We start from the raw sequence: 20,461 nt of genomic DNA on the forward strand, positions 1-20,461 counted from the left end.
GCCGCGCGCGGGATCGCGCCCAGGCTTTCGATCCGGCGCGCCCTCGTCACACGGCGTCGCCCATTTGAAAGGTCTGATGTATCCCGGATTTGTCTGATTTGTACGCGTTTGTAGTCGCTGCATGGCGAGCGGCCCGCGCCGCCGCCCGCTCTTCGTGCAACGCTCAGAGCGCCTTGACGATCGCGCCGTCGACGCGAATGTTCTGCCCGGTGATGTAGCCCGCGCCGTCCGACAGCAGGAACGCGACCGTCTTCGCGATCTCGCCGGTCTTGCCGAAGCGGCCGGCCGGAATGCGCGCGACGATCTCCGGCGTTTCCGGCCAGCTGTCGATGAAGCCCGGCAGCACCGCGTTCATCCGGATGTTCTCGGCCGCATAGCGTTCCGCGTACAGCCGCGTCCACGCGCTCAGCGCCGCGCGCAGCGCCGACGACACCGGCATCGGCTGCTCGGGCGCATCCGCCGCGAAGCTCGAGATGTTGACCACCGCGCCGCCGCCCTGCTTCTGGAAGATCGGCGTCACGCGGCGCATCACGCGCACCACGTTCAGCAGGATCAGGTCGAGCCCCGCATGCCAGTTGTCGTCGGTGATCGCCAGCAGGTCGCCTTTCGGCGGATGGCCGGTGTTGTTCACGACCGCGTCGATCCGGCCGTAGCGGGCAACCGTTTCCTGCACGAGCCTGTCGATATCGGCTTCTTCCGTCACCGAGCCCTGGATGCCGAAGCCGCCGAGTTCCTCGCCGAGCGCCACCGCGCTGCCCGACGGCGACATCAGCGCGACGCGATAGCCCGTCGCCGCCAGTTCGCGCGCGATCGCCGCGCCCATGCCCTTGCCTGCCGCCGTGATCAACGCCACTTTTTCTACAGTCACGATTTGCTCCTCGTTCCGATTCCGTTGCCGCGCAGCCGCCGTTCGGCCCGCCATGGTGGTAATGTAGGCGCATCGAATCCGACTGTCGAACCAGTATTTCTGCCGCCAGCCGATAGTTTTTCTACAGCCTGACGATGCCGCCACGCCCTTCCCGACTGCCGCCGCTGAATGCGCTTCGCGCGTTCGAGGTATCCGCGCGGCACCTCAATTTCCGCGCCGCGGCCGACGAGATCGGCGTCACGCAGGGCGCCGTCGCGCAGCAGGTGCGCCACCTCGAGGACGTGCTCGGCCTGAAGCTGTTCGAGCGCCTGCCGCGTGGCCTCGCGCTCACGCACGACGGCGCCGCGTATTTCTCCGACGTGCAGCGCGCGCTGCACGCGATCGCCGACGCGACCGACAAGCTCGTGAAGCGGCGTGCCGCGCTGACGATCAGCACGACGCCGTCGTTCGCGTCGAAGTGGCTGATCCCGCGGCTCGCGCGGTTCACCGAGGCCCATCCCGACTACGACGTGCGCGTGATCGCCGACCCGCAGATCGCGACGTTCCGCCACGACGGCGTCGATCTCGCGATCCGCTACGGCAAGCCGCCGTTCGGCAAGCATCTCGTCGCGCATGCGCTGTTTCCGCTCGACGTGTGCGCCGTGTGCAGCCCGGCGCTGCTCGCTGCGCCGGCTTCGCCGCGTGCGCTCCTCGGCCAGGTGCTGCTGCATGACGCGCACGACCTGTGGCCCGAGTTTCTTGCGGCGCTGCCCGAACCGGTCGACGTCGATCCGCACAAGGGGCTGCGCTTCAACCAGACGTCGCTCGCGATCGATGCGGCCGTCGCCGGCCAGGGCGTCGCGCTCGCGACCGAGCCGCTCGTCGAGCGCGACATCGCGGCCGGCAGGCTGTGCAAGCCGTTCGATTTCGCGTTTCCGCTGTCGATGGGGTTCTATCTCGTGTATCCGGCCGAGCGGCGCGACGACGATGCGATCGCGGTGATGCGCGAGTGGATGACCGGGCAGGCAGCGTCGGACGGGCGGCCTTGAGTGCTTTAAATGCCTGGAGCGCCTTGATCGTCCTGCATCAGCGTCAGGGAGCGATCCAGCGCGCCTCGTAGCCGCTTTCACCGTTCAGATCGAACACCGCCCGGCGATGCCCCGTTCGCGCGAGTTCGAGCCAGTCGATGCGCGTGAACGTCATGTGGATCAGGCAGAAGTTTTCGTAGCCGTCGCCGGATGGTGCGGTGCCGTCGATATGCGCTTGTTCCGGTGACGCGATCGGCGTGCCGGGCGGCAACGGCGCGCGATACAGCAGCAGCGTATGCGGACGGCTCGACGCCCAGATCGCACGCCGCTGCGCTTCGTCTTCGCAGATCGATGCAATGCCTTGCGCGCGAATCTGCACGAGCGCGTCGAGATCGTTCGCAACGATCGAGAAGCGTGGATCGCGGCACAACTCCGCGACTTTCTCCGAGCGCGCATCGGTATGAAACGACAGCACGCGATCGGCCCGGCTCACCTGACGCAATACGATCGTCCGGACCTTCGGCGTGCCGTCGAGGCCGAGCGTGGCGGCCTGCAGCATCGTGAACGGCGAGCGCCGCGCGCCGACGCCGGTTTCGAGACAGGACCAGAGGCGGTCGTAGGTTTGCGCGAGCGATTCGGAAGTCGGGTCGGACATGAGGCGATGGCGATCGTCGGTGTTTCGATCGCGCCAGCTTAACCGGTTGTTTCAGCGGCGGCTCGCCTGCGACGCGGGCCGCCGTGCTTGTGCCGGTCAGTTATAGCCGAGCACGGCCGGGGCGACATCGCCCGCATCGGACGCCGGCTCCGCGCCGAAGCGGCCGAGCACGTCGGCCACGTATTGCGGCCCCGCGCTGATCTGCGACGAGCGATGCCTGGGCGGCCGCTTGTCGCCCGTGACTGACGCCGCGCCCGTCGATGCCGTTTCGTTGACGGTGATATTCACGTTGATGTCTCCTCACACGGCCAGCGCCGCACCATACGCGCGCACGAGGCGCGCGACGCCTTCCCGGATCGCTTCGACGTCCGGCGCGGCGAACGACAGGCGCAGCGACGCTGCGTCGACGTTGTCCGCGAAAAACGCCTTGCCGGGAACGAACACGATCTTGTTGGCGATCGCCTGTTGCAGGAGCACGTCCGACGGCACCGCGCCGATCCGCGCCCACACGAACATCCCGCCTTCGGGACGGTGGAATTCGATCGCATCGCCGAACCCGTCGCGCAGCGCGTCGCACATCGCGTCGCATTTGCGCTGGTACGCGGCCGTGATGCGCGGCAAGTGGCGTTCGAGCGCGCCGTCGGCCAGGTATTCGGCGGCGGTCGCCTGCGTCCACGGCGCGCTGCACAGGTCGACCGTCTGCTTCGCGATCACGCAGCGCCGCGCGATCTCGGCCGGCGCGATCGTCCAGCCCACGCGCAGCCCCGGCGCGACGATCTTCGACAGGCTCGCGAAATGCACGATCCAGTCGCGCGCGCCGTCCACTTCACCGGCCAGCGCGAGCATCGACGGCACGGCTTCGCCCGCGAAACGCAGGTCGCCGTACGGATCGTCCTCGACGACCAGGAAACGGTATTGCACCGCGAGACGCAGCAGCTTCAGCCGGCGTTCGCGCGTGAGCGTCGCGCCGGTGGGGTTCGCGAAGGTCGGAACGGTGTAAAGCAGCTTCGGTTGCGCGATCGCGCCGGAGGCGAGTTGCTCGGCAAGACGGTCGACGTCGAGCCCTTCACCGTCGACGGGGATCGTCACGATGCGCGCCTGCTGCAGACGCATCGCCTGCAGCGTGGCCGGATAAGCCGGCTGTTCGGTCAGCACGACGTCGCCGGGCGACACCATCACGCGCAGCAGCAGGTCGAGGCCCTGCTGCGAGCCCGTCGTGACGAGCAGTTCGGCCGGCGTGCACGCGACGCCGCGACGCGCCATCAGCGCGATCAATTGCTGCTTCAGTTCGGCGAGGCCGTCGGTCGGGCCGTATTGCAGGCAGCGGACGGGCTGCGCGTATGCGCGCTCGGCGGCCGCGTTCAGGCCGTCGACGTCGAACAGGTCACTGGCCGGATAGCCGCCCGCGAAGGAAATCATGCCCGGTTCGGACAGGTACTTGAACAGTTCGCGGATCGGCGAGCCGGCGGGATTCTGGAATGAGGGAGTGAACGCGTACATGTCGTCGTGAGCTGGAGGGCACGGGCGGCCGGGATAGCCGTCGAGTGCCAACCGCCGGGGCGCTTTTGGCGCCGCGGCAGTGAATTCGAGCCACGATTGTCGATAGTCATTAAGGGCTCGGCAAACGATATCTATGCACTAGGTCTTGCGGTTTGGTCATTAAATCGCGGGTTTAGACGGAGCGAGGCCGGGCTGTTGACAGGTAGACGAACATCAAAAAAAACGAGCGTGACGCTCGCCCGGCCTATGCGATTCGCTCGGCCGACATGGTTGAAATTTCTGACAAGCCGGCACAGATGGAACACGAAGATCAGAGATCCCCGCGCACCTCACCCGTTCCCAACGCGCTCCGCTGCCGGTTGACCTCCGCCCAAAGCGCATCGCTGTCGTCATCGCGCAGCAGGATCATCCAGTCCAGTTGATCGTCGGTCACGTCGAAGTACGCCAGGATTTCCCGGCGAACCGTATCGACGAACTGCGCGTATTCCGGGGTGGCCTGGGCCTGCGCGTGCAAGGCATCGTAGGCTGCATCGTCCTCGCCGCCGCCGTGCTCGTCGATATAGCGCGAGATCCACTGGTCGCATTCGTAGTCGTAATCGGCCTCGGCGCGCATCGCTTGCACGGCCGTGTGGAGATCCAGTTGGGCAAACGCGGCGATCGCCGCCGTGGTCGCCTCGTCGAATGTAGTCGTCATTCCATTTCTCATGCTGGTCATGGCACATCATCGCACGGGCCGCCCCCGGGCAGACGCAGCGAATCCGGCTGGCTCGTAACGGCCAGATGCGCACGAACAAGGGGCGGCCGTAACCGCCCCCGCCATTCAATCAACCACCCACACCCCGATTCGCCTCGATCACCGTCAACGCGGCCATATTCACGATCCGCCGCACGGTGGCGCTCGAAGTCAGGATGTTCACCGGCGCATTGACGCCGAGCAGGAACGGCCCCACCGCCACATTGCTCCCCGCCTCGGTCTTGAGCAGGTTGTACGCGATGTTACCGGCGTCGACATTCGGACAAACCAGCAAATTCGCCGCGCCCTTCAACGGCGACATCGGCAGCAGCTTCGCGCGCAGCCCTTCATCCAGCGCACAGTCGCCATGCATCTCGCCATCCGCCTCGATATCCGGCGCCTGTTCCCGCATGATCTCCAGCGCCCGGCGCATCTTCACGCCCGAGGCCGCGCTTCCCGACCCGAAGTTCGACCGCGACAGCAGCGCGACCTTCGGCGTCAGGTTCAGCCATTCCATCTGCCGGGCCGCCGCGATCGTGAATTCCGCGATCTGCTCCGCATCGGGGTTGTCGTTGACGTGCGTATCCACCAGCGCGACCGTCCGCTGATCGAGCAGCAGGATGTTCATCGCCGCGTAGGTCGACGCGCCGGGCTTCTTGCCGATCACTTCGTCCACGAACCGCAGGTGATTGTGATACTCGCCCACCGTCCCGCAAATCATCCCGTCCGCATCGCCGAGCTGCACCATCATCGCGCCGATCAGCGTGAGGCGGCGGCGCATTTCCACGCGCGCCATTTCCTTCGAAATGCCGTCGCGGCAACGCAGTTCCCAATACTTCGTCCAGTACTGCGGGAAGCGTTCGTCATACTCCGGATTGGTCACTTCGATATCCTGACCGAGTCGCAGGCGCAGGCCGAACCGCTCGATGCGCGCCAGCAGCACCTCCGGACGCCCGACCAGGATCGGACGCGCGAGCTTCTCGTCGACGATCACCTGTACCGCACGCAGCACGCGCTCGTCTTCGCCCTCGGTGAACACGATCCGCGCCTTGCCGCCGTCACGCACGAGCCGACGCGCGGTCGCGAACAGCGGCTTCATGAACGCGCCCGAGTGATAGACGAACTGCTGCAGCTGCTCGACATACGCGTCGAGATTCTCGAGCGGGCGCGTCGCCACGCCGCCTTCCATCGCCGCCTTGGCCACGGCCGGCGCGATTCGCACGATCAGGCGCGGGTCAAACGGCTTCGGAATCAGGTATTGCGCGCCGAACGACACGTCGTACGCGCCGTAGGCCGCCGCGACCACTTCGTTCTGCTCTTCCTCCGCCAACCCCGCGATCGCGTGCACCGCGGCGATTTCCATTTCGCGCGTGATCGTCGTCGCGCCCACATCCAGCGCGCCGCGGAAAATGTACGGGAAGCACAGCACGTTGTTGACCTGGTTCGGATAGTCCGAGCGGCCCGTCGCGATGACGACGTCGTCGCGCGTCTCGTGCGCCAGTTCCGGGAAGATTTCCGGCGTCGGGTTGGCCAGCGCGAGAATCAGCGGACGCGCCGCCATCGCCTTCAGCATCTCGGCCGTGAGAATGCCGCCGACCGACAGCCCCAGGAACACATCCGCGCCGCCGATCACTTCGGCCAGCTTGCGCGCATCCGTTTCCTGCGCGAAGCGCGACTTGGCCGGGTCCATCAGCACGGTGCGGCCGCGATAGACGACGCCCTCGATGTCGGTCACCCAGACGTTTTCCACCGGCAGCCCGAGGTCGACCAGCAGGTCCAGGCACGCCAGCGCGGCTGCTCCGGCGCCCGACGTCACGACCTTCACGTCCTTGATCGACTTGCCGACGACCTTCAGCCCGTTGATGAACGCGGCGGAAACGGTAATCGCGGTGCCGTGCTGATCGTCGTGGAAGACGGGAATCTTCATGCGTTCGCGCAGCTTCTGCTCGACCGTGAAACATTCCGGCGCCTTGATGTCCTCGAGGTTGATGCCGCCGAACGTGGGTTCGAGGCCGGCAATGATGTCGACCAGCTTGTCCGGATCGGTCTCGTTGATCTCGATGTCGAACACGTCGATCCCGGCGAACTTCTTGAACAGGACGGCCTTGCCTTCCATCACCGGCTTCGATGCGAGCGGGCCGATGTTGCCGAGGCCGAGCACCGCGGTGCCGTTCGTGATCACGCCGACCAGGTTGCCGCGGCTCGTGAAGCGGTGCGCCTGCAGCGGATCGGCGGCGATCGACTCGCACACGCTCGCCACGCCGGGCGTATAGGCCTGCGCCAGATCGCGCTGGGTCACCAGCGGCTTGCTCGCCACGACCGAGATTTTCCCGGGGGTCGGAAACTCGTGATAGTCGAACGCGGCCTGTTGCTGTGTCTCTGTCTGTTTCATGTTTTGGGTCCCGGCGTGGGCGCCAGGCCAGTCCCGGCGCGATCCATGGAGGTGATTCTAGGGATCTGCCATAACGTAATGATTCTGTTTTAATATCGGCTCATCACTTTTTCCTGATGAATACATGACCAGTCAATGAATTTTGACGCAAACGACGTGGTCAGGCGGCTGGGCGCGCGTCTGAAGATTCGGCATCTGGTGCTGTTGCTGCAGATCCAGCAGCACGGGTCGCTGACGCGCGTCGCCGAGCACATGGCCAGCAGCCAGCCGGCCGTGACGAACGCGCTGTCCGAGCTGGAGAGCATGTTCGGCACGCCGCTGTTCGAGCGCTCGTCGCGCGGCATGCGGCCCACCGCGCTCGGCACGGTCGTGCTGGAGCGCGCGAAGGCGATGATCAAGGATCTCGACCACCTCGCCCGCGAAATGGAGGCCGTCGCCGCCGGGCACGCGGCCCATCTGCACATCGGCGTGATTCCGTTCATCTCCGGCCAGCTGCTGTCTGCGGCGCTGAAGCGGTTGCAGGCACGGATGGAACGGCGGCTGACCGTGACGATTCACGAAGGCACCAGCGATCAGTTGCTGTTGCAACTCAGGGATCACGGCGTCGACATCGTGATCGGCCGCGCGTCGTCGGCGATCGATCTGGGGCAGGTTTCGTTCGAAGTGCTGTACCAGCAGCAGCCGCGCGTGATCGCGAGCCGGCGGCTGGCGGCCAAGCTCGCGCGCATGCCGCTGGACTGGCACAAGCTGCACGCGCTCGACTGGATTCTCGGCGCGCCGCATACGCCGATGCGCGAACAGGTGACCGACCTGTTCCTGTCGGCCGGCATCGCGCCGCCCGTGCCGATCGTCGAAAGCTACTCGTCGAAGCTGATCGGCGAAATGATCGCGTCGAGCGACGAGGCCGTGTCGATCGTGCCGGCCGATATCGCGGAAGAACTGGTGCGGATTGCCGGCGTGGCGATCGTGCCTTACTCGCTCGTGTGGACGCTGCCGCCGATCGCGCTGTTTACCCGTTCCGCCGATTCGCGCTCGCCCGCGCGCGATCTGCTCGTCGACGCGCTGCGCGGGGTATGCAAGGAGACGTACGGGGACATGCAGCGATAAGCGGCTATTTACTCGCGGCGAGGCGGCGCAGGATTTCCGCGCGCTCGGCACTCAATACGTGGTCCGAGCCCTCGCCGCGGTCGTAGCGACTGGTTGTGCGGTAGGAAAAACGCTTCGCATATTGATTGGCGGCGGGATCGAACACCCACGCGTCGACTTCGAAGAAGTGCTTGCCGAAATGATCCTCGTCCTTCTCCCAGATATAGTCCGCGCGGACAAACACCGGGTAGGGCGAAACGTCCGGCAGCTTCCACATCGCGCGGTCGGCCATCTCCGTTTCGGTCACTTTGGGCATCAGGTTCTCGATCTTGCCATTCGGGCCGACACGCAGGACGGCCACACGCTCCAGCATCCCGCTGCCGCCGCCCGAGAACATCCCCGAGAAGAACACCCACGAGCCGCCCGATGCGATCGGCAGCCGTTCGGAGCGAGGATTCAGGCCGAACTGGTACACCTCCCGGGACGAACCGGGAAGCGGCGCCGGCGGCATCTCGAAGCACGGCGCATGGTCGGGAAGCACGCAGAGCTTCACGCCGGAAAGCGGGAGCCCGTCGCTATCGAGCTGGCCTTCCGTCTGCGTATAGCGCGGAAATGCGGATTCGCCGGCGGAGGCCGCCCGAACGCCGGCAATGCCGACGACTGCCAGACTCAAGATTGCCGTGAACATCTTGCCGGTCCTGCGCATACACCCTCTCTCTTTCTGATTATTTGACGGCTGCAGATTGTCGATGATCTGGTCGGTTCTGGCAAAAAGGCGCATCGCCGGTTTCATTCGCTTCGACGAAGTGCGTGAGGGAGGCCCTTCAACGTTCCGGTCGGTGCGGGGCAACCGGTTTCTCGTACAACGACCAGTCGCGGCCATCCGACTTGATTCCCACGCGGACGAAGCCGAGCGATTCGTAATAAGCGCAGAGCTTGGTGTTTTCGGCAGCGCAGTCGAGTCGAACGAAACGCCGGTCGATGCGGCTCACCTCGCGGGCGCACCAATCGAGCATGACGCCGCCGATCCCGAGCCCGTTGAAACCTTGCCGCACACATAGCCCGTGCACGTAACCGGCAACCGGTTCTTGCGGCCCCCAGTGCGGATCATCGTCGAAGCTCAGCGAGAACGTTCCGACCAACGTGCCGTTCTGTTCGACGACATACACCGATTTCTCGGCGACATGGTTTCGTACCCACCGCTCGGAGAAGCCGTCACCCTCCTTGCCCCACACATAGTCGCCATGCGCGACTTTCTTTGCGTGCGCATCGTTCCGGATCTGCGTAAGTGCCGGTACGTCGTCTGCCGTGGCTCGGCGGATGTCATTCGAATTCACGCTCGTCTTTCCGTTGAATCTTCGCGGCGTCGCACGACGGCCTTCATCTCGCCGACCCGCATTCGCAATAACAAACGTAACGACCTTACGAAGTCGTACCCTGGAACCAGCGTGAACATGGGCCCGAATAAATGAGCACGGTCGCAATCGCATTGGCGAAAAAGGACACTTCGAACAGAGTCATCCTGAACGGGGGCGCCATCACGATGAAGGCTAGCGTCGTGACAATCGTGAGTATCAGTTCCAGCGTTCGCGCCAGCTTTTGTCGCTGGCAAAGGCCGATGATCAGGCTCGCGTTCAAGAGCAGCCAGAATGCCTGGACCACGGCGATCAGGGCAATGCCCTTACGCATCAGCGTTGCCTTTTCCGCGGGCACTTCACCAAGTTGATCGAAACCCAGCCTCTGAAGCCAGACAGCACATCCGACCTCGATGAGCCAGACAATCGCGAAGAGCGCGACGGCATGACTGATCTGCGGCGGCGCGTCCGTGTGAAACGCCGGCATGGCCTTCAGCTTGCTGATTGGCATCGTCTTTTCGGGAGGCCGATGGCCCCCGCCCCGGTATTATTTGAATCGTCGGTGCAGATTGTCGGCCGAGTGTAGCTCACTCGCAATGCCGCATACATCGCTATCGATCGTTATCCGTTTCCATCTCTCAGGTTGTGACAGCCGGGTGACGAGTCGTGGCGGTCCATACGAATCGGCAGCGGCGTTCCATCTTCAAATGCAACCAGTTCGTCCCGTGCCAATAGAACCAATTTCTCCACTTGCGCAAACGGCAGCGCGTCGCAAAACAACGAAACCGTCAGGGTATGGTCGGCGTCGCATCTGAACACTTCGGCGAGCACATTTCCCTCCGTGTCGGTTAGCTCAACACCCAACCCGTCGCGAAGGACATTCGACGCCACCTGAAATCGATACGCCATCGTACTGCTCCAATCAGGCTGAAGCACTCAAACTCTGCCTGAGCGATTCATAGATCCCCGCGCCGGCATCGACGATAAACACCAGCGCAACGACGACACAGACCACGCGCCCGATTCCACTCAGACGCGTCACGCCGAAATACAGGCCGACCGCCCCGATAGCAAGCGTCGCCGGCCAGTAGATGGCGCCGACGATAATCGCGATGACCGGAAAAGGTATATCGATGGCGATGTCACTCATCCCGCGAGACTCCCGTGCATGCCGGATGCATACGTCAGTTCATGGTTTCGACGACATCGGCCAGCCGCCGACGATTACTCCGCCTGATGACACACCACCTCGATATTGTGCCCATCCGGCCCGATGACGAATGCCGCGTAGTAGTTCGCGTGATAATGCGGCCGCAGCCCGGGCGCACCGTTGTCCTTCCCGCCCGCCTCCAGCGCCGCGCGATAGAACGCATCGACTTGCTGCCGATTGTCGGCCACGAACGCGATGTGGAGATGCGCCGGTTTCTCGTCCGACTGGAACAGACACAACGAGGCCTTGGCGGGCGTACTGATCTCGATACCGTAAGAAGGCTCGCCCTCGCCCACGGTCACTGCCCCGATCGGTGCAAGCGCCTTGAGGAAAAACGCCTTGCTGGCGGCAAAGTCGCTGACGCCGAATTTGACGTGGTCAAACATGAGATCCCCTCGGATAGATGGGCGGGCCTGCACCCGGGTGTGATGTCGAGACCACCGCGATGGTGCCACACACTGCCTGCAGCAGTACACCTCTTCGCTCACCAACAAAAAAGGCCCGACAACGTCGGGCCAATGAGCGGGATACAAGGAACACCCGCTCACCCCATACCGGGCCGTCACGCGACGCGACGTGACATTGGCGAGATCCTGTGGATACCTGACGATCGCATGTCGATACCTTGCTCACCTGAAAGGATTCGAAAAACCCATGCGCATCCGGTTGGCGCTCATTCGAGCGCCGACAGCACCCGCTCGAAAAAATAGGCCCGCGCCGGAAAGCGCGGGCCGAGCGGAAGTCACCAAACGCCTTGGGGGGGACAAGGCGCGACCAGTCTAGCCCGAGTCACCGGAAAGAAGATTTCATGCGGGATTACAGCTATTACTTCATATGACGAAGCAACGGCCGGCGTCGGCGCCGGTTTGCGGCACGTCATTTGTGAGCCCCCATTGCCGTGCGACCGCGCTTGACCATCGTCGGCGCTGTGCAGCGCATCGCCGGTTTGTTATGGTCCGATAGCGTGATGTCCCAACCCCGCACACCCACACCGAAAAAGGCGGCCCAATGATCGACCACGTCTACCTCTCCGTCACCGACATCGACAAGTCGCTGGCTTTCTACGCCGCAGCGTTGAAACCGCTCGGCTGGCGCATCTTCGGCAACTACGACTCCGCGTCGGGCCCCGAGGGCGTCCCCGATCTCTACGGCATCGGCGACGACGTGTACGGCAAGGGCACCGCGGTCGGATCGAGTATCTGGCTGCGCCAGCGCAAACCCGGCGAGACGGGGCTGTATCTCGGGATCGTCTGCGACTCCAACGAACGGGTCGACGCCGCTTACGCAGCCGCGCTCCAGGCAGGCGGCATCGACGAGGGAAAACCGGCGGATCGCACCTACTTCGCTCGCGGCTACTACGCGGCGAACGTCGCCGACTTCGACGGCAATCGGCTCGAGTTCGTCCACAAGGCGTGGAACCCGAAGCGGCACGCATAGCGCCAACGGCGGCGCCGGTCGGACGCGCGCGGGCTCAGGTCGGCACGCCGCCCAGATGCTGCGTGAACCATTCCGCCGCTGCCCGACTGGTTGCGTCGAAGTGCTCGATATACGGCGTGAAATGCCCGCCCTTGATCTGGAGCAGGCGCTTCGGTTCGAGTGCGTTTGCCCATGCCTTGAGGCACAGGTCGGTCGGCGTCAACACGTCCTGATCGGCGACGATCATCAGCAGTGGCGTCGGCGAGATGCGATCGGCGTACTGGCCCGGTTCGTTCTCGCGGGACATCTCCGCACTGCGTAACGTCACTTCGTTTCGCCAGCTCGGCGCAAACTGCGCGGCCGATTCGGTGAAGAACCGGTACGCATCCGCGCCGGCCATCGCGCACGCGGCCGACGGGTCGGCACTGACGGCCGGCAACATGGCCGGCGCGCTGCCCGCGAAGCGCTGCCTGCGGTCTTCGTCAAAACGCGCCAGCATTGCCGGTACGAGATCGGAACGCGTGCGGCGCAAGCCCGACTGGTATCCGCTGATCGTCGGCACCTGCGACACCACGCATTTCACGCGCCGGTCGATCGCGGCGACTTCGAGCACGTGGCCGCCGCTGTAGCTGGTGCCCCAGATACCGATGCGTTCGCCATCGACATCGGCACGCGTCAGCAGGTAGCTGATCGCATCACGATAGCCGCGCTTCTGTTGTACGGGGTCGATTTCCTGACGGGGCAGCCCGTCGCTCGCGCCGAAGTTCTTGTGGTCGTAGAGCAGCACGGCAAAACCACTCGCGGCGAACACCTCCGCGTAGCGGTCCAGATACTGCTCCTTCACGGCCGAAAAGCCGTGCGCCATCACGATGGCAGGATACGTTTCGCTGTCGGCGACGCGCCGCGTCGGCACGTAGAACCAGCCCCGCAGCGTCGCGGATTCGGACGGGAATTCGATGTCGTGGCGCGTCATGTCGGCTGGCCTCATTCGGTCGGTGGATTCGATGACCGACACGATATGCCCGCACGCCATGTCCCGCGTGTTCCGGTAAGACGTGTGCTACGCCGAATCGGACAATTTCGCGTAAGCGCTCGGCGTCATGCCGGTGAACCGGCGAAACACGGTCGAGAATGCGCTCGTCGTTTCGTAGCCCAGTTCGGCCGCGACGGCGATCACCGAGCAACCCGACGCCAGCAGCGGGCGCGCGGCTGAAATACGCGCTTGTTGTCGCCACTGGCTGAACGACAAGCCCGTTTCGGCCTGGAACAACCGCGCCAAGGTTAGGCTCGACGCACCGACTTCACCGGCCCATTCCGTCAGCGTTCGTTGATCGGCCGGATCCGACAGGATGGCATCGCAGACGCGTGCAAGCCGCCGGTCCCGGCCAGACGGAAGCCTTAACGGCTGCTCGGGCGACCATTCGATTTCAGCGAGCATGAGCTGGATGACGAGATCGTCGCGTCCGGCGGGATGCGTGTCGATCGGCAGGGACGACGCGCGCACGATCAGTTCGCGCAGCAGCGGCGACACCTCGACCAGTCTCGGTTGATTCGGATAAGCCGACGGGTACGCGCGCGGGTCGACGTACGCCGTTCGCATTTCGAGGAGGCCGTGTGCGCGCATCGCATGCGGAAGGTCCGGTGGAATCCAGAGTGCGCGATGCGGCGGGATCATCCACAGAGACTGGCTCGCACGGACTTCGGCTATGCCCGTCGTCGTGTAGACGAGTTGCGCGCGCGGATGCTGGTGTTCCGCGACGACGAAACCGTCGGGAAATGCTTTCGGCATGACTGCAGCGATACCCGGTGCGTGCTGGTAATCGCGCGGGTCGGTGCTCTTCGGCGCGTATGCGCGGCCAGTCCGCTTCGGGTGGGCCGTCGCGTCGAGCATGATCGCTTTACCTTCGCCCTGCATCGCGCGTCCTTTCATTTGCGCGGGATGGCCGGGTGATGCGGTCGCGCGAGTCGGACAAACGACACGGGTCCGCCTGCAGCGTGGAATTCCGTTCGGTCGCCCCGATGATTGCACCACGTCGCCAAATCACACGGGTACCCGCAGGATCGGAACCCATCTGCCCGGAATGAGCGTCGACTCTTTCTCGGCAATCTTCTCCGCGCCGAGCGCCATATAGAACGGCACGGCGTTGGGATCTGCCTCGATCACGAAGCTTCCGATTCCCTTCGCGGCGGCTTCCTTCCTGAGCGCGGACCATAGCGCACGTGCGACGCCCTGCCCCATATGATCCGGATGAACGAACAACCATCCGCGCGTAAGCGCATCGGAATCGGTCGCAGCCCTCACCCAGAACCCGATGATCCGTTCTTCCGTTTCGGCCACGTACGCCATCGAGCTCTCGATCATCTCGGGCGTCACCGTGAGATCGGCTCGCCAAAGATCCAGCCACGCCTCGGGGTAGCCCCAGTGCGCTTTCGAAAGAAATGCCAGTTTCGTGAGTGCGTCTGCATCGGCGGGCCGGCCGGCACGAATGACAAATCGGCGGTGCATCCGGTCTCCTTTCCCGGTCGGTAAAGACCGACGACCATGCGCGGCATGCCTCTGTCGGAGGCATCAGGCGCTGGACGACGCGTTGAAGCAGGCGGAACTCGGCGTAGTCACCGGTGGAGGCGGAAACCGCTCGAACGATCACGTGGTCGAGTGGGTCGGCATCGAAACTCACCGTGCCCATTCGGGACCGCTAGACCAGGACAGCGCACGCCACCGCGCACCGTCCCGGCAACGATCCGGTGCGCGCCCGCGCCGAACAACCGCGTCAAAGAATCCGGTTCAACGCATCCGAGAACCGCTCGACCGCGCCATCGACATCGTGCAGCTTGTCGAGACCGAACAACCCCAGCCGGAACGTCTTGAAGTCCTCCGGCTCGTCGCACTGCAGCGGCACGCCGGCCGCGATCTGCAACCCGACATCCGCGAACTTCTTCCCGGTTCGAATCCCGTCGTCGTCCGTGTAGCTGACCACGACACCCGGCGCCTCGAACCCTGCCGCCGCCACGCTCCTGAACCCCTTCTCCGCCAGCAGCGCACGAATGCGCTCGCCCAGTTCGAGCTGCTCGGCCTTCACCTTGTCGAAACCGTACGCGTCGGTTTCCTTCATCACGTCGCGCAGCGTCGTGAGGCTGTCGGTCGGCATCGTCGCGTGATACGCAAACCCGCCGCCCTCGTACGCCTCCATGATCTGCAGCCACTTGCGCAGATCGCACGCGAAGCTGGTGCTGGTCGTCGAATCGATGCGTTCGCGCGCAAGCGGGCTGAACATGACCATCGCGCAACACGGCGACGCGCTCCAGCCTTTCTGCGGCGCGCTGATCAGGATATCGACGCCGCTCGCCTGCATGTCGACCCAGACGGTGCCCGACGCAATGCAATCGAGCACGAACATCCCGCCGACCGCATGCACGGCATCGGCCACCGCGCGCAGATACCCGTCGGGCAGCAGCATCCCGGAAGCCGTTTCGACATGCGGCGCAAACACCAGATCCGGCCTGTGCTCGTTGATCGCGGCGACCACTTCGTCGATCGGCGCCGGCGCATAGGCGGCCTGCCGGCCCGCTTCGACCGGACGCGCTTTCAGCACCGTCGTTTCGGACGGAATGCTGCCCATGTCGAAGATCTGCGACCAGCGGTAACTGAACCAGCCGTTGCGGATCACGAGGCACTTCCTGTTGGTCGCGAACTGCCGCGCCACGGCTTCCATGCCGAACGTGCCGCTGCCCGGGACGATCGCGACCGCCTTCGCGTGGTAGACCTTCTTCAGCGTGGCGGAAATGTCGCGCATGACGCCCTGAAAGCGCTGCGACATGTGGTTGACCGAGCGATCGGTGTACACCACCGAATATTCGAGGAGCCCCTCGCGGTCAACATCGGGAAGTAAACCTGGCATGCTCGCCTCCGGTGAAAGATGAACGATGGAACCGCGGCGCGCGGCGCCTGCGATTCGATACTGCTCCGCACCCATGCGGATGCGTCATTTCCTCGACGAAAGCAGATTCTAACGAACGCCGCCGGCCGATTGGGGCATATTTTGTCCGCCGGCCCGTGCCGCGCGCGTAGCCCTGTTCCGTGTAAGGGTTAACGACGCGTGCGGCCATCCGCCCATAACATGTCGACCAGACCCTTCACGAAGGAATCCTCGATGACCTCCTCTTCAGCTTCGTCACGGCAGTCGTCCATCGATCCGGCGCTCGCCGAGCGCATCGATGCGGTCCTGTCCCGCCAGCTCGACACGCAGCGCCTCGTCGGCGCGGTGGTCCTGGTCGCGCGCGACGGCGAACTCGTCTACCGCCGCGCGGCCGGGTTCGCGGACCGCGAATCGCGCACGCCGATGCGCGAGGACACGCTGTTCCGGCTCGCATCGGTGACGAAGCCGATCGTCTCGGCGGCCGCGATGGCGCTCGTCGCGCAACGCAAGCTGTCGCTCGAGGACGACGTGACGCGCTGGCTGCCCGAGTTCCGCCCCGCACTGCCCGACGGCCGCGTGCCGACGATCACGCTGCGACAGTTGCTCGCGCATACCGCCGGCCTCGGCTATCGCTTCAGCGAGACCGACACGAACGGCCCCTATGCGCGTGCCGGCGTCTCCGACGGGCTGGACGGCGCGGCGATCACGCTCGCCGAAAACCTGCGCCGGATCGCGAGCGTGCCGCTGCAGTTCGCGCCCGGCACCGACTGGAACTACTCGCTGTCGATCGACGTCGTCGGCGCGCTGATCGAGGCCGTCTGCGGCGTGCCGCTCGCCGACGCGATCGATGCGCTCGTGCTCCGCCCGCTCGGCGCGCGCGACACGGCCTTCGTCGCGCGCGATCCGGCGCGGCTTGCCACGCCGTACGTCAACGACACGCCGCAGCCGCACCGGCTCGCCGAGAACGAGACGGTGCCCATCGACGCAGGGTTCGTCGGCGTCACGTACTCGCCGTCGCGCGCGCTCGACGCGCAGGCTTTCGCATCGGGCGGCGCCGGCATGGTCGGCACCGCCGGCGATGTGCTGACGGTGCTGGACACGCTGCGCGCGGGCGGCGGCGCCATCCTGCCCGCGGACCTCGTCGACGAAATGGGCCGCGTGCAGACCGGCGACCTCGAGCTGGCGGACCTGCCGGGCGCGGGCTTCGGGATCGGGTTTTCGGTGCTGCGCGACCCGCAGGCGGCCGCATCGCCCGAATCGGTCGGCACCTGGCGCTGGGGTGGCGTCTACGGTCATTCCTGGTTCGTCGATCGCGCACGCGGGCTGACCGTCGTGTCGCTGTCGAACACGCTCTACGAAGGAATGAACGGCCAGTACACGCTGGATCTGCGCGACGCCGTCTACGGCGCCGGCTGACCCGCACGAAAAAAAGGCCCGACACGCGTCGGGCCAACGGGTTTGAGGCACAAGGAGAATCCCGCCCACAACACGACCGGGCGGTCACGCCGCGCTACACGACGTTCTTTTCGACGATCGGCCGGTTTTCCAGCACACGCGCCCAGCCGAGCGACGACAGGTCGAGCGTGTCGTAACGCCCGCCCAGAATGAGTTCACAGACGCCGCGCCCCGTCGCCGGCCCTTGCTGCAATCCGTGGCCGCTGTAACCGTTCGCGAACACGACGTTGTCGAGCGCCGGGTGATAGCCGATGATCGCGTTGTGGTCGAACACGTTGTACTCGTAGTACCCGGACCAGCAGTTCTCCACGCGCAGCGCCTCGAATTCCGGCACGCGATTCGCGAGCGTCGGCCAGATCACCTCGTCGAACAGGTCATGATCGACTTCGTCGAGCGGCAGGTCGTCCGGGTCGCGATCCGGGCTCGGCGACGTGCCGCAGATATACGTGCGCCCTTCCGGCCGGAAATACACGCCGGTCGGGTCGATCAGCAGCGGGCAATCGGCGAGCTTCGCCGGCGACGATACGTTGAAGATGCTGCGGCGCCGCGCATACACGGGAATGTCGATGCCCATCATCGACGACAGCGTGCGCGCCCATGCGCCGGCTGCATTGACGAGCGTGTCGCACGCGTAGCGCTCGCCGTCGCCCGTCACGACATGCGTGATCTTGCGCCCGTCGCGCACCACGTCCTTCACGTCGGCCGGCACGTAGCGCGCACCAAGCGCCTGCGCCTTCTTGCGCAGCGCCTGCACGAGCCCGTAGCCGTCGAACCAGCCTTCGCCGCTCGCGCCGTACGCGCCCGACACGAGATCGTCGACGTTCAGCCACGGAAACTTCGCGCGCAGCGCGTCGCGGTCCATCAGGCGGATATCGGCGCCGAGGCGCGTCTGCAGCGCATGATTCTCGCGCAGCGTCGCGTCGCCGGCCGGCGTCGCGAGGAACAGGTAGCCGCCTTCGTGCAGGTCGATCGACGGCCGGTCGCCGTCCACTTCGAGACGCTCGCCGATCGTGCGCAGGAAGTCGATGCCGAACAGCGACATCTCGATCGACAGCGGCGTCGAGAACTGCTGGCGAATCGACGCGGCCGACAGCGCCGACGACGACCGCGCATAGGTGGGGTCACGTTCGATGACGGTCACGGCGACCGTGGGATCGGTGGCGCGCAGGAAATAAGCGATCGAGCTGCCGATCACACCACCGCCGACGATGACGACTTGAGAACTCACGACTGACTCCGGTTGCACGTGAAAGGCGCAGCCCGCCGGCCGCGCCCGTAGGTTGTTCGTGCCGCGTCGCGCGCGGCCTCGCGTGGGCGGACTCCCCGGCGATCGCTTCGGCTATTTCAGCACGTCCGGCATCGCCGCGAAAGCCCGCTCGCGCGTATTGCGGTCAGTCCGACGATTGAGTCGTGACGGGCTGCCACGCGGCGTTCTTCACCTCATACAGCGTCGAGCTCGGGTTCTTCAGGTCGCCCGTGTTCGTGAACGCGATCGTGCCCGTGATGCCGTCGTAGCGCGTGCCCTTCAGCGCGCCGTTGAAATCGGCCGGCTTCGTCGAGTTCGCCTTCTGCATCGCGTTGATCGCGATCCACGTCGCGTCGTACGCGAACGGCGCGTACGCGAGCATGTCGACGCCGTACTTCTGCCTGAATTTCGTTTCGAACTGCTTGCCCTTCGCGAGACGCGACAGCGGCTGCCCGTATTCCCACACCGACGCGCCCTCGGCCGCATTGCCGGCGAGCTTGATGAAGTTCGCGTTCATCACGCCGCCGCCCGCGAGGAATTGCGCGCGGATGCCGAGCTGGCGCATACGCTTCACGAGCATCGCGGCCTGCGCATCGAGGCCGCCGAAGAACACGAGGTCGGCATTGGTGCTCTTGATCTTCGTGAGCTGCGCGCTGAAGTCGACGGCCTTGTCGTTCGTGAACTCGCGCGCGACGATCGTGCCGCCGTTCGCCTTCACGGCCCGCTCGAACTCGTCGGCCTCGCCCTGGCCGAACGCGGTGCGGTCGTCGATGATCGCGATGCGCTTCGCCTTCGTCACGCTCGCGGCGTACGCGCCGGCGTTGCCCGCGTTCTGCGTGTCGGTCGCGATCACGCGGTACACGGTGCCGAGCCCGGCGCGCGTGATGTCGGGATTGGTCGCCGACGGTGTGATCATCGGAATGCCGGCTTTCGCGTAGATCTTCGACGCGGGCAGCGTCGTGCCCGAATTGAAGTGGCCGATCACGACGGCCACCTGCGCGTCGGCGAGCTGCTGCGCCGCCTGCACGCCGGTACGCGGATCGCTCTGGTCGTCCTGCGATGCGATCACGAACTTCACCGGCTTGCCGCCGACCGTCGTGTGCGCGGCATTCGCTTCGTCGACCGCCATGCGCACGCCGTTCTCGATGTCCTTGCCGTATGCGGCGCCGCCGCCCGTCAGCGGGCCGGCCACGCCGACCTTCACGACGGTTTCCTGCGCATGAGCCGCGCCTGTCTGGAACGCGAGGAGCGCAGCGGTCAATGCAACGCCGGAAAGCGAACGAATGCGGAACGTCATGGCAATCCTTCTTCTGTGGGTCGGGATGCAACGCGCGGCGGCCGCGCGTCGGCGACCTCTCGCGCGTCGGTGATGGCATGCGCTGCCGGGGCGTCATTCGATGCGCCAACCGGCCGGCCGATCACCGCGATTCCGTCTCCGAAGAACCTTTCATCGCGAAAGAGGTGAAGGGATTGTGGGTAGCCAATACCCGCGCAGCAAACGAAATATCGGAACTATGTTGTGAGGATTTTTCATCAAGTTCCGCGTTCGCGGGCGACCCCGCGGCCAGTACGGCGGGGGGTCGAGCGTGGAAGGCTGCAAGAGGGCGCGGCGGCGGCACCC

General features: G+C 65.2%; 22 protein-coding genes. 4 read left to right on the forward strand and 18 right to left on the reverse strand.

All coding sequences use genetic code 11. From position 1 onward, the window contains the following. Positions 1-163 precede the first annotated feature (163 nt). The gene (locus tag AC0KUR_RS03730) at positions 164-868 is read right to left on the reverse strand and encodes an SDR family oxidoreductase (RefSeq protein WP_034188601.1); all 705 of its coding nucleotides are present in this window, start codon (positions 866-868) and stop codon (positions 164-166) included. 134 nt (positions 869-1,002) lie between these two features. Here AC0KUR_RS03730 and gcvA point away from each other — a divergent pair, with 134 nt between their 5' ends. Beyond that, positions 1,003-1,896, forward strand: a complete 894-nt coding sequence (gcvA, locus tag AC0KUR_RS03735; RefSeq protein WP_069704470.1) for a transcriptional regulator GcvA — start codon at positions 1,003-1,005, stop codon at positions 1,894-1,896. A gap of 43 nt (positions 1,897-1,939) precedes the next feature. Here the strand turns inward: gcvA and AC0KUR_RS03740 are convergent, their stop codons facing one another. From AC0KUR_RS03740 to AC0KUR_RS03760, 5 genes are all read right to left on the reverse strand, one after another. Continuing rightward, on the reverse strand, positions 1,940-2,530 hold the full coding sequence (locus AC0KUR_RS03740) for a pyridoxamine 5'-phosphate oxidase family protein (RefSeq protein ID WP_473375387.1): 591 nt from the start codon (positions 2,528-2,530) through the stop codon (positions 1,940-1,942). A gap of 96 nt (positions 2,531-2,626) precedes the next feature. Then, positions 2,627-2,818, reverse strand: a complete 192-nt coding sequence (locus AC0KUR_RS03745; protein ID WP_034188415.1) for a hypothetical protein — start codon at positions 2,816-2,818, stop codon at positions 2,627-2,629. A gap of 12 nt (positions 2,819-2,830) precedes the next feature. Beyond that, positions 2,831-4,030, reverse strand: a complete 1,200-nt coding sequence (locus AC0KUR_RS03750) for an aminotransferase-like domain-containing protein (protein WP_473375388.1) — start codon at positions 4,028-4,030, stop codon at positions 2,831-2,833. A 310-nt stretch (positions 4,031-4,340) separates the two neighbouring features. Then, positions 4,341-4,724: an ATP-dependent protease gene (locus AC0KUR_RS03755; protein ID WP_473375389.1), complete on the reverse strand. Its 384-nt coding sequence runs from the start codon at positions 4,722-4,724 to the stop codon at positions 4,341-4,343. Positions 4,725-4,854: 130 nt separating this feature from the next. Next, positions 4,855-7,155, reverse strand: a complete 2,301-nt coding sequence (locus tag AC0KUR_RS03760; protein ID WP_473375390.1) for an NADP-dependent malic enzyme — start codon at positions 7,153-7,155, stop codon at positions 4,855-4,857. 135 nt (positions 7,156-7,290) lie between these two features. Here AC0KUR_RS03760 and AC0KUR_RS03765 point away from each other — a divergent pair, with 135 nt between their 5' ends. Then, a complete protein-coding gene (locus AC0KUR_RS03765) occupies positions 7,291-8,262 on the forward strand; it encodes a LysR substrate-binding domain-containing protein (protein WP_124608111.1) in 972 nt (323 codons plus the stop codon). A 4-nt stretch (positions 8,263-8,266) separates the two neighbouring features. Here AC0KUR_RS03765 and AC0KUR_RS03770 read toward each other — a convergent pair whose 3' ends face one another. From AC0KUR_RS03770 to AC0KUR_RS03795, 6 genes are all read right to left on the reverse strand, one after another. Beyond that, complete coding sequence (locus AC0KUR_RS03770) at positions 8,267-9,034, reverse strand: hypothetical protein (RefSeq protein WP_473375391.1); 768 nt, start codon at positions 9,032-9,034, stop codon at positions 8,267-8,269. A gap of 31 nt (positions 9,035-9,065) precedes the next feature. Next, positions 9,066-9,578: a GNAT family N-acetyltransferase gene (locus AC0KUR_RS03775; protein ID WP_124670109.1), complete on the reverse strand. Its 513-nt coding sequence runs from the start codon at positions 9,576-9,578 to the stop codon at positions 9,066-9,068. 85 nt (positions 9,579-9,663) lie between these two features. After that, positions 9,664-10,107, reverse strand: a complete 444-nt coding sequence (locus tag AC0KUR_RS03780) for a hypothetical protein (protein ID WP_473375392.1) — start codon at positions 10,105-10,107, stop codon at positions 9,664-9,666. Positions 10,108-10,217: 110 nt separating this feature from the next. Further along, positions 10,218-10,505 carry a hypothetical protein gene (locus AC0KUR_RS03785; protein ID WP_080287844.1) on the reverse strand — a complete coding sequence of 96 codons (288 nt, stop codon included), beginning with the start codon at positions 10,503-10,505 and terminating at the stop codon, positions 10,218-10,220. Between the two features lie 13 nt (positions 10,506-10,518). Beyond that, positions 10,519-10,746, reverse strand: a complete 228-nt coding sequence (locus tag AC0KUR_RS03790; RefSeq protein ID WP_049028877.1) for a hypothetical protein — start codon at positions 10,744-10,746, stop codon at positions 10,519-10,521. 74 nt (positions 10,747-10,820) lie between these two features. After that, positions 10,821-11,192 (reverse strand): VOC family protein, encoded by a 372-nt coding sequence (locus tag AC0KUR_RS03795; protein ID WP_034188424.1) that lies wholly within the window; start codon positions 11,190-11,192, stop codon positions 10,821-10,823. Positions 11,193-11,814: 622 nt separating this feature from the next. Here AC0KUR_RS03795 and AC0KUR_RS03800 point away from each other — a divergent pair. Next, a complete protein-coding gene (locus AC0KUR_RS03800) occupies positions 11,815-12,243 on the forward strand; it encodes a VOC family protein (RefSeq protein WP_034188425.1) in 429 nt (142 codons plus the stop codon). A 34-nt stretch (positions 12,244-12,277) separates the two neighbouring features. On the opposite strand, the gene AC0KUR_RS03805 is transcribed toward AC0KUR_RS03800, so the two are convergent. From AC0KUR_RS03805 to AC0KUR_RS03820, 4 genes are all read right to left on the reverse strand, one after another. Then, positions 12,278-13,195 (reverse strand): alpha/beta hydrolase, encoded by a 918-nt coding sequence (locus AC0KUR_RS03805; protein ID WP_473375393.1) that lies wholly within the window; start codon positions 13,193-13,195, stop codon positions 12,278-12,280. A gap of 87 nt (positions 13,196-13,282) precedes the next feature. Further along, positions 13,283-14,152, reverse strand: a complete 870-nt coding sequence (locus AC0KUR_RS03810) for an AraC family transcriptional regulator (RefSeq protein WP_473375394.1) — start codon at positions 14,150-14,152, stop codon at positions 13,283-13,285. 111 nt (positions 14,153-14,263) lie between these two features. Further along, positions 14,264-14,728, reverse strand: coding sequence for a GNAT family N-acetyltransferase (locus AC0KUR_RS03815; RefSeq protein WP_049028879.1), 465 nt, complete (start codon positions 14,726-14,728; stop codon positions 14,264-14,266). A gap of 265 nt (positions 14,729-14,993) precedes the next feature. Further along, the gene (locus tag AC0KUR_RS03820) at positions 14,994-16,121 is read right to left on the reverse strand and encodes an aminotransferase class V-fold PLP-dependent enzyme (protein WP_473375395.1); all 1,128 of its coding nucleotides are present in this window, start codon (positions 16,119-16,121) and stop codon (positions 14,994-14,996) included. Positions 16,122-16,373: 252 nt separating this feature from the next. Here AC0KUR_RS03820 and AC0KUR_RS03825 point away from each other — a divergent pair, with 252 nt between their 5' ends. Next, entirely contained in the window at positions 16,374-17,555 is a 1,182-nt protein-coding gene (locus AC0KUR_RS03825; protein ID WP_473375396.1) for a serine hydrolase domain-containing protein, read from the forward strand. Between the two features lie 94 nt (positions 17,556-17,649). On the opposite strand, the gene AC0KUR_RS03830 is transcribed toward AC0KUR_RS03825, so the two are convergent. Continuing rightward, positions 17,650-18,822 carry an NAD(P)/FAD-dependent oxidoreductase gene (locus tag AC0KUR_RS03830; RefSeq protein WP_049036133.1) on the reverse strand — a complete coding sequence of 391 codons (1,173 nt, stop codon included), beginning with the start codon at positions 18,820-18,822 and terminating at the stop codon, positions 17,650-17,652. A 163-nt stretch (positions 18,823-18,985) separates the two neighbouring features. Next, positions 18,986-20,137, reverse strand: coding sequence for a branched-chain amino acid ABC transporter substrate-binding protein (locus AC0KUR_RS03835; protein ID WP_034188431.1), 1,152 nt, complete (start codon positions 20,135-20,137; stop codon positions 18,986-18,988). Between the last annotated feature and the right edge of the window lie 324 nt (positions 20,138-20,461).

This window comes from Burkholderia sp. YHN3-13 (genome assembly GCF_055810675.1).

What these genes read in the sequence shown, in the direction of transcription:
- AC0KUR_RS03790 (WP_049028877.1), bottom strand. Translation starts at nt 10,746, where the DNA reads ATGAGTGACATCGCCATCGATATACCTTTTCCGGTCATCGCGATTATC.
- AC0KUR_RS03810 (WP_473375394.1), bottom strand. Translation starts at nt 14,152, where the DNA reads ATGAAAGGACGCGCGATGCAGGGCGAAGGTAAAGCGATCATGCTCGAC.
- AC0KUR_RS03800 (WP_034188425.1), top strand. Translation starts at nt 11,815, where the DNA reads ATGATCGACCACGTCTACCTCTCCGTCACCGACATCGACAAGTCGCTG.
- AC0KUR_RS03815 (WP_049028879.1), bottom strand. Translation starts at nt 14,728, where the DNA reads ATGCACCGCCGATTTGTCATTCGTGCCGGCCGGCCCGCCGATGCAGAC.
- AC0KUR_RS03795 (WP_034188424.1), bottom strand. Translation starts at nt 11,192, where the DNA reads ATGTTTGACCACGTCAAATTCGGCGTCAGCGACTTTGCCGCCAGCAAG.
- AC0KUR_RS03770 (WP_473375391.1), bottom strand. Translation starts at nt 9,034, where the DNA reads ATGAAACCGGCGATGCGCCTTTTTGCCAGAACCGACCAGATCATCGAC.
- AC0KUR_RS03765 (WP_124608111.1), top strand. Translation starts at nt 7,291, where the DNA reads ATGAATTTTGACGCAAACGACGTGGTCAGGCGGCTGGGCGCGCGTCTG.
- gcvA (WP_069704470.1), top strand. Translation starts at nt 1,003, where the DNA reads ATGCCGCCACGCCCTTCCCGACTGCCGCCGCTGAATGCGCTTCGCGCG.
- AC0KUR_RS03835 (WP_034188431.1), bottom strand. Translation starts at nt 20,137, where the DNA reads ATGACGTTCCGCATTCGTTCGCTTTCCGGCGTTGCATTGACCGCTGCG.
- AC0KUR_RS03760 (WP_473375390.1), bottom strand. Translation starts at nt 7,155, where the DNA reads ATGAAACAGACAGAGACACAGCAACAGGCCGCGTTCGACTATCACGAG.
- AC0KUR_RS03785 (WP_080287844.1), bottom strand. Translation starts at nt 10,505, where the DNA reads ATGGCGTATCGATTTCAGGTGGCGTCGAATGTCCTTCGCGACGGGTTG.
- AC0KUR_RS03750 (WP_473375388.1), bottom strand. Translation starts at nt 4,030, where the DNA reads ATGTACGCGTTCACTCCCTCATTCCAGAATCCCGCCGGCTCGCCGATC.
- AC0KUR_RS03820 (WP_473375395.1), bottom strand. Translation starts at nt 16,121, where the DNA reads ATGCCAGGTTTACTTCCCGATGTTGACCGCGAGGGGCTCCTCGAATAT.
- AC0KUR_RS03755 (WP_473375389.1), bottom strand. Translation starts at nt 4,724, where the DNA reads ATGACGACTACATTCGACGAGGCGACCACGGCGGCGATCGCCGCGTTT.
- AC0KUR_RS03780 (WP_473375392.1), bottom strand. Translation starts at nt 10,107, where the DNA reads ATGCCAATCAGCAAGCTGAAGGCCATGCCGGCGTTTCACACGGACGCG.
- AC0KUR_RS03805 (WP_473375393.1), bottom strand. Translation starts at nt 13,195, where the DNA reads ATGACGCGCCACGACATCGAATTCCCGTCCGAATCCGCGACGCTGCGG.
- AC0KUR_RS03740 (WP_473375387.1), bottom strand. Translation starts at nt 2,530, where the DNA reads ATGTCCGACCCGACTTCCGAATCGCTCGCGCAAACCTACGACCGCCTC.
- AC0KUR_RS03825 (WP_473375396.1), top strand. Translation starts at nt 16,374, where the DNA reads ATGACCTCCTCTTCAGCTTCGTCACGGCAGTCGTCCATCGATCCGGCG.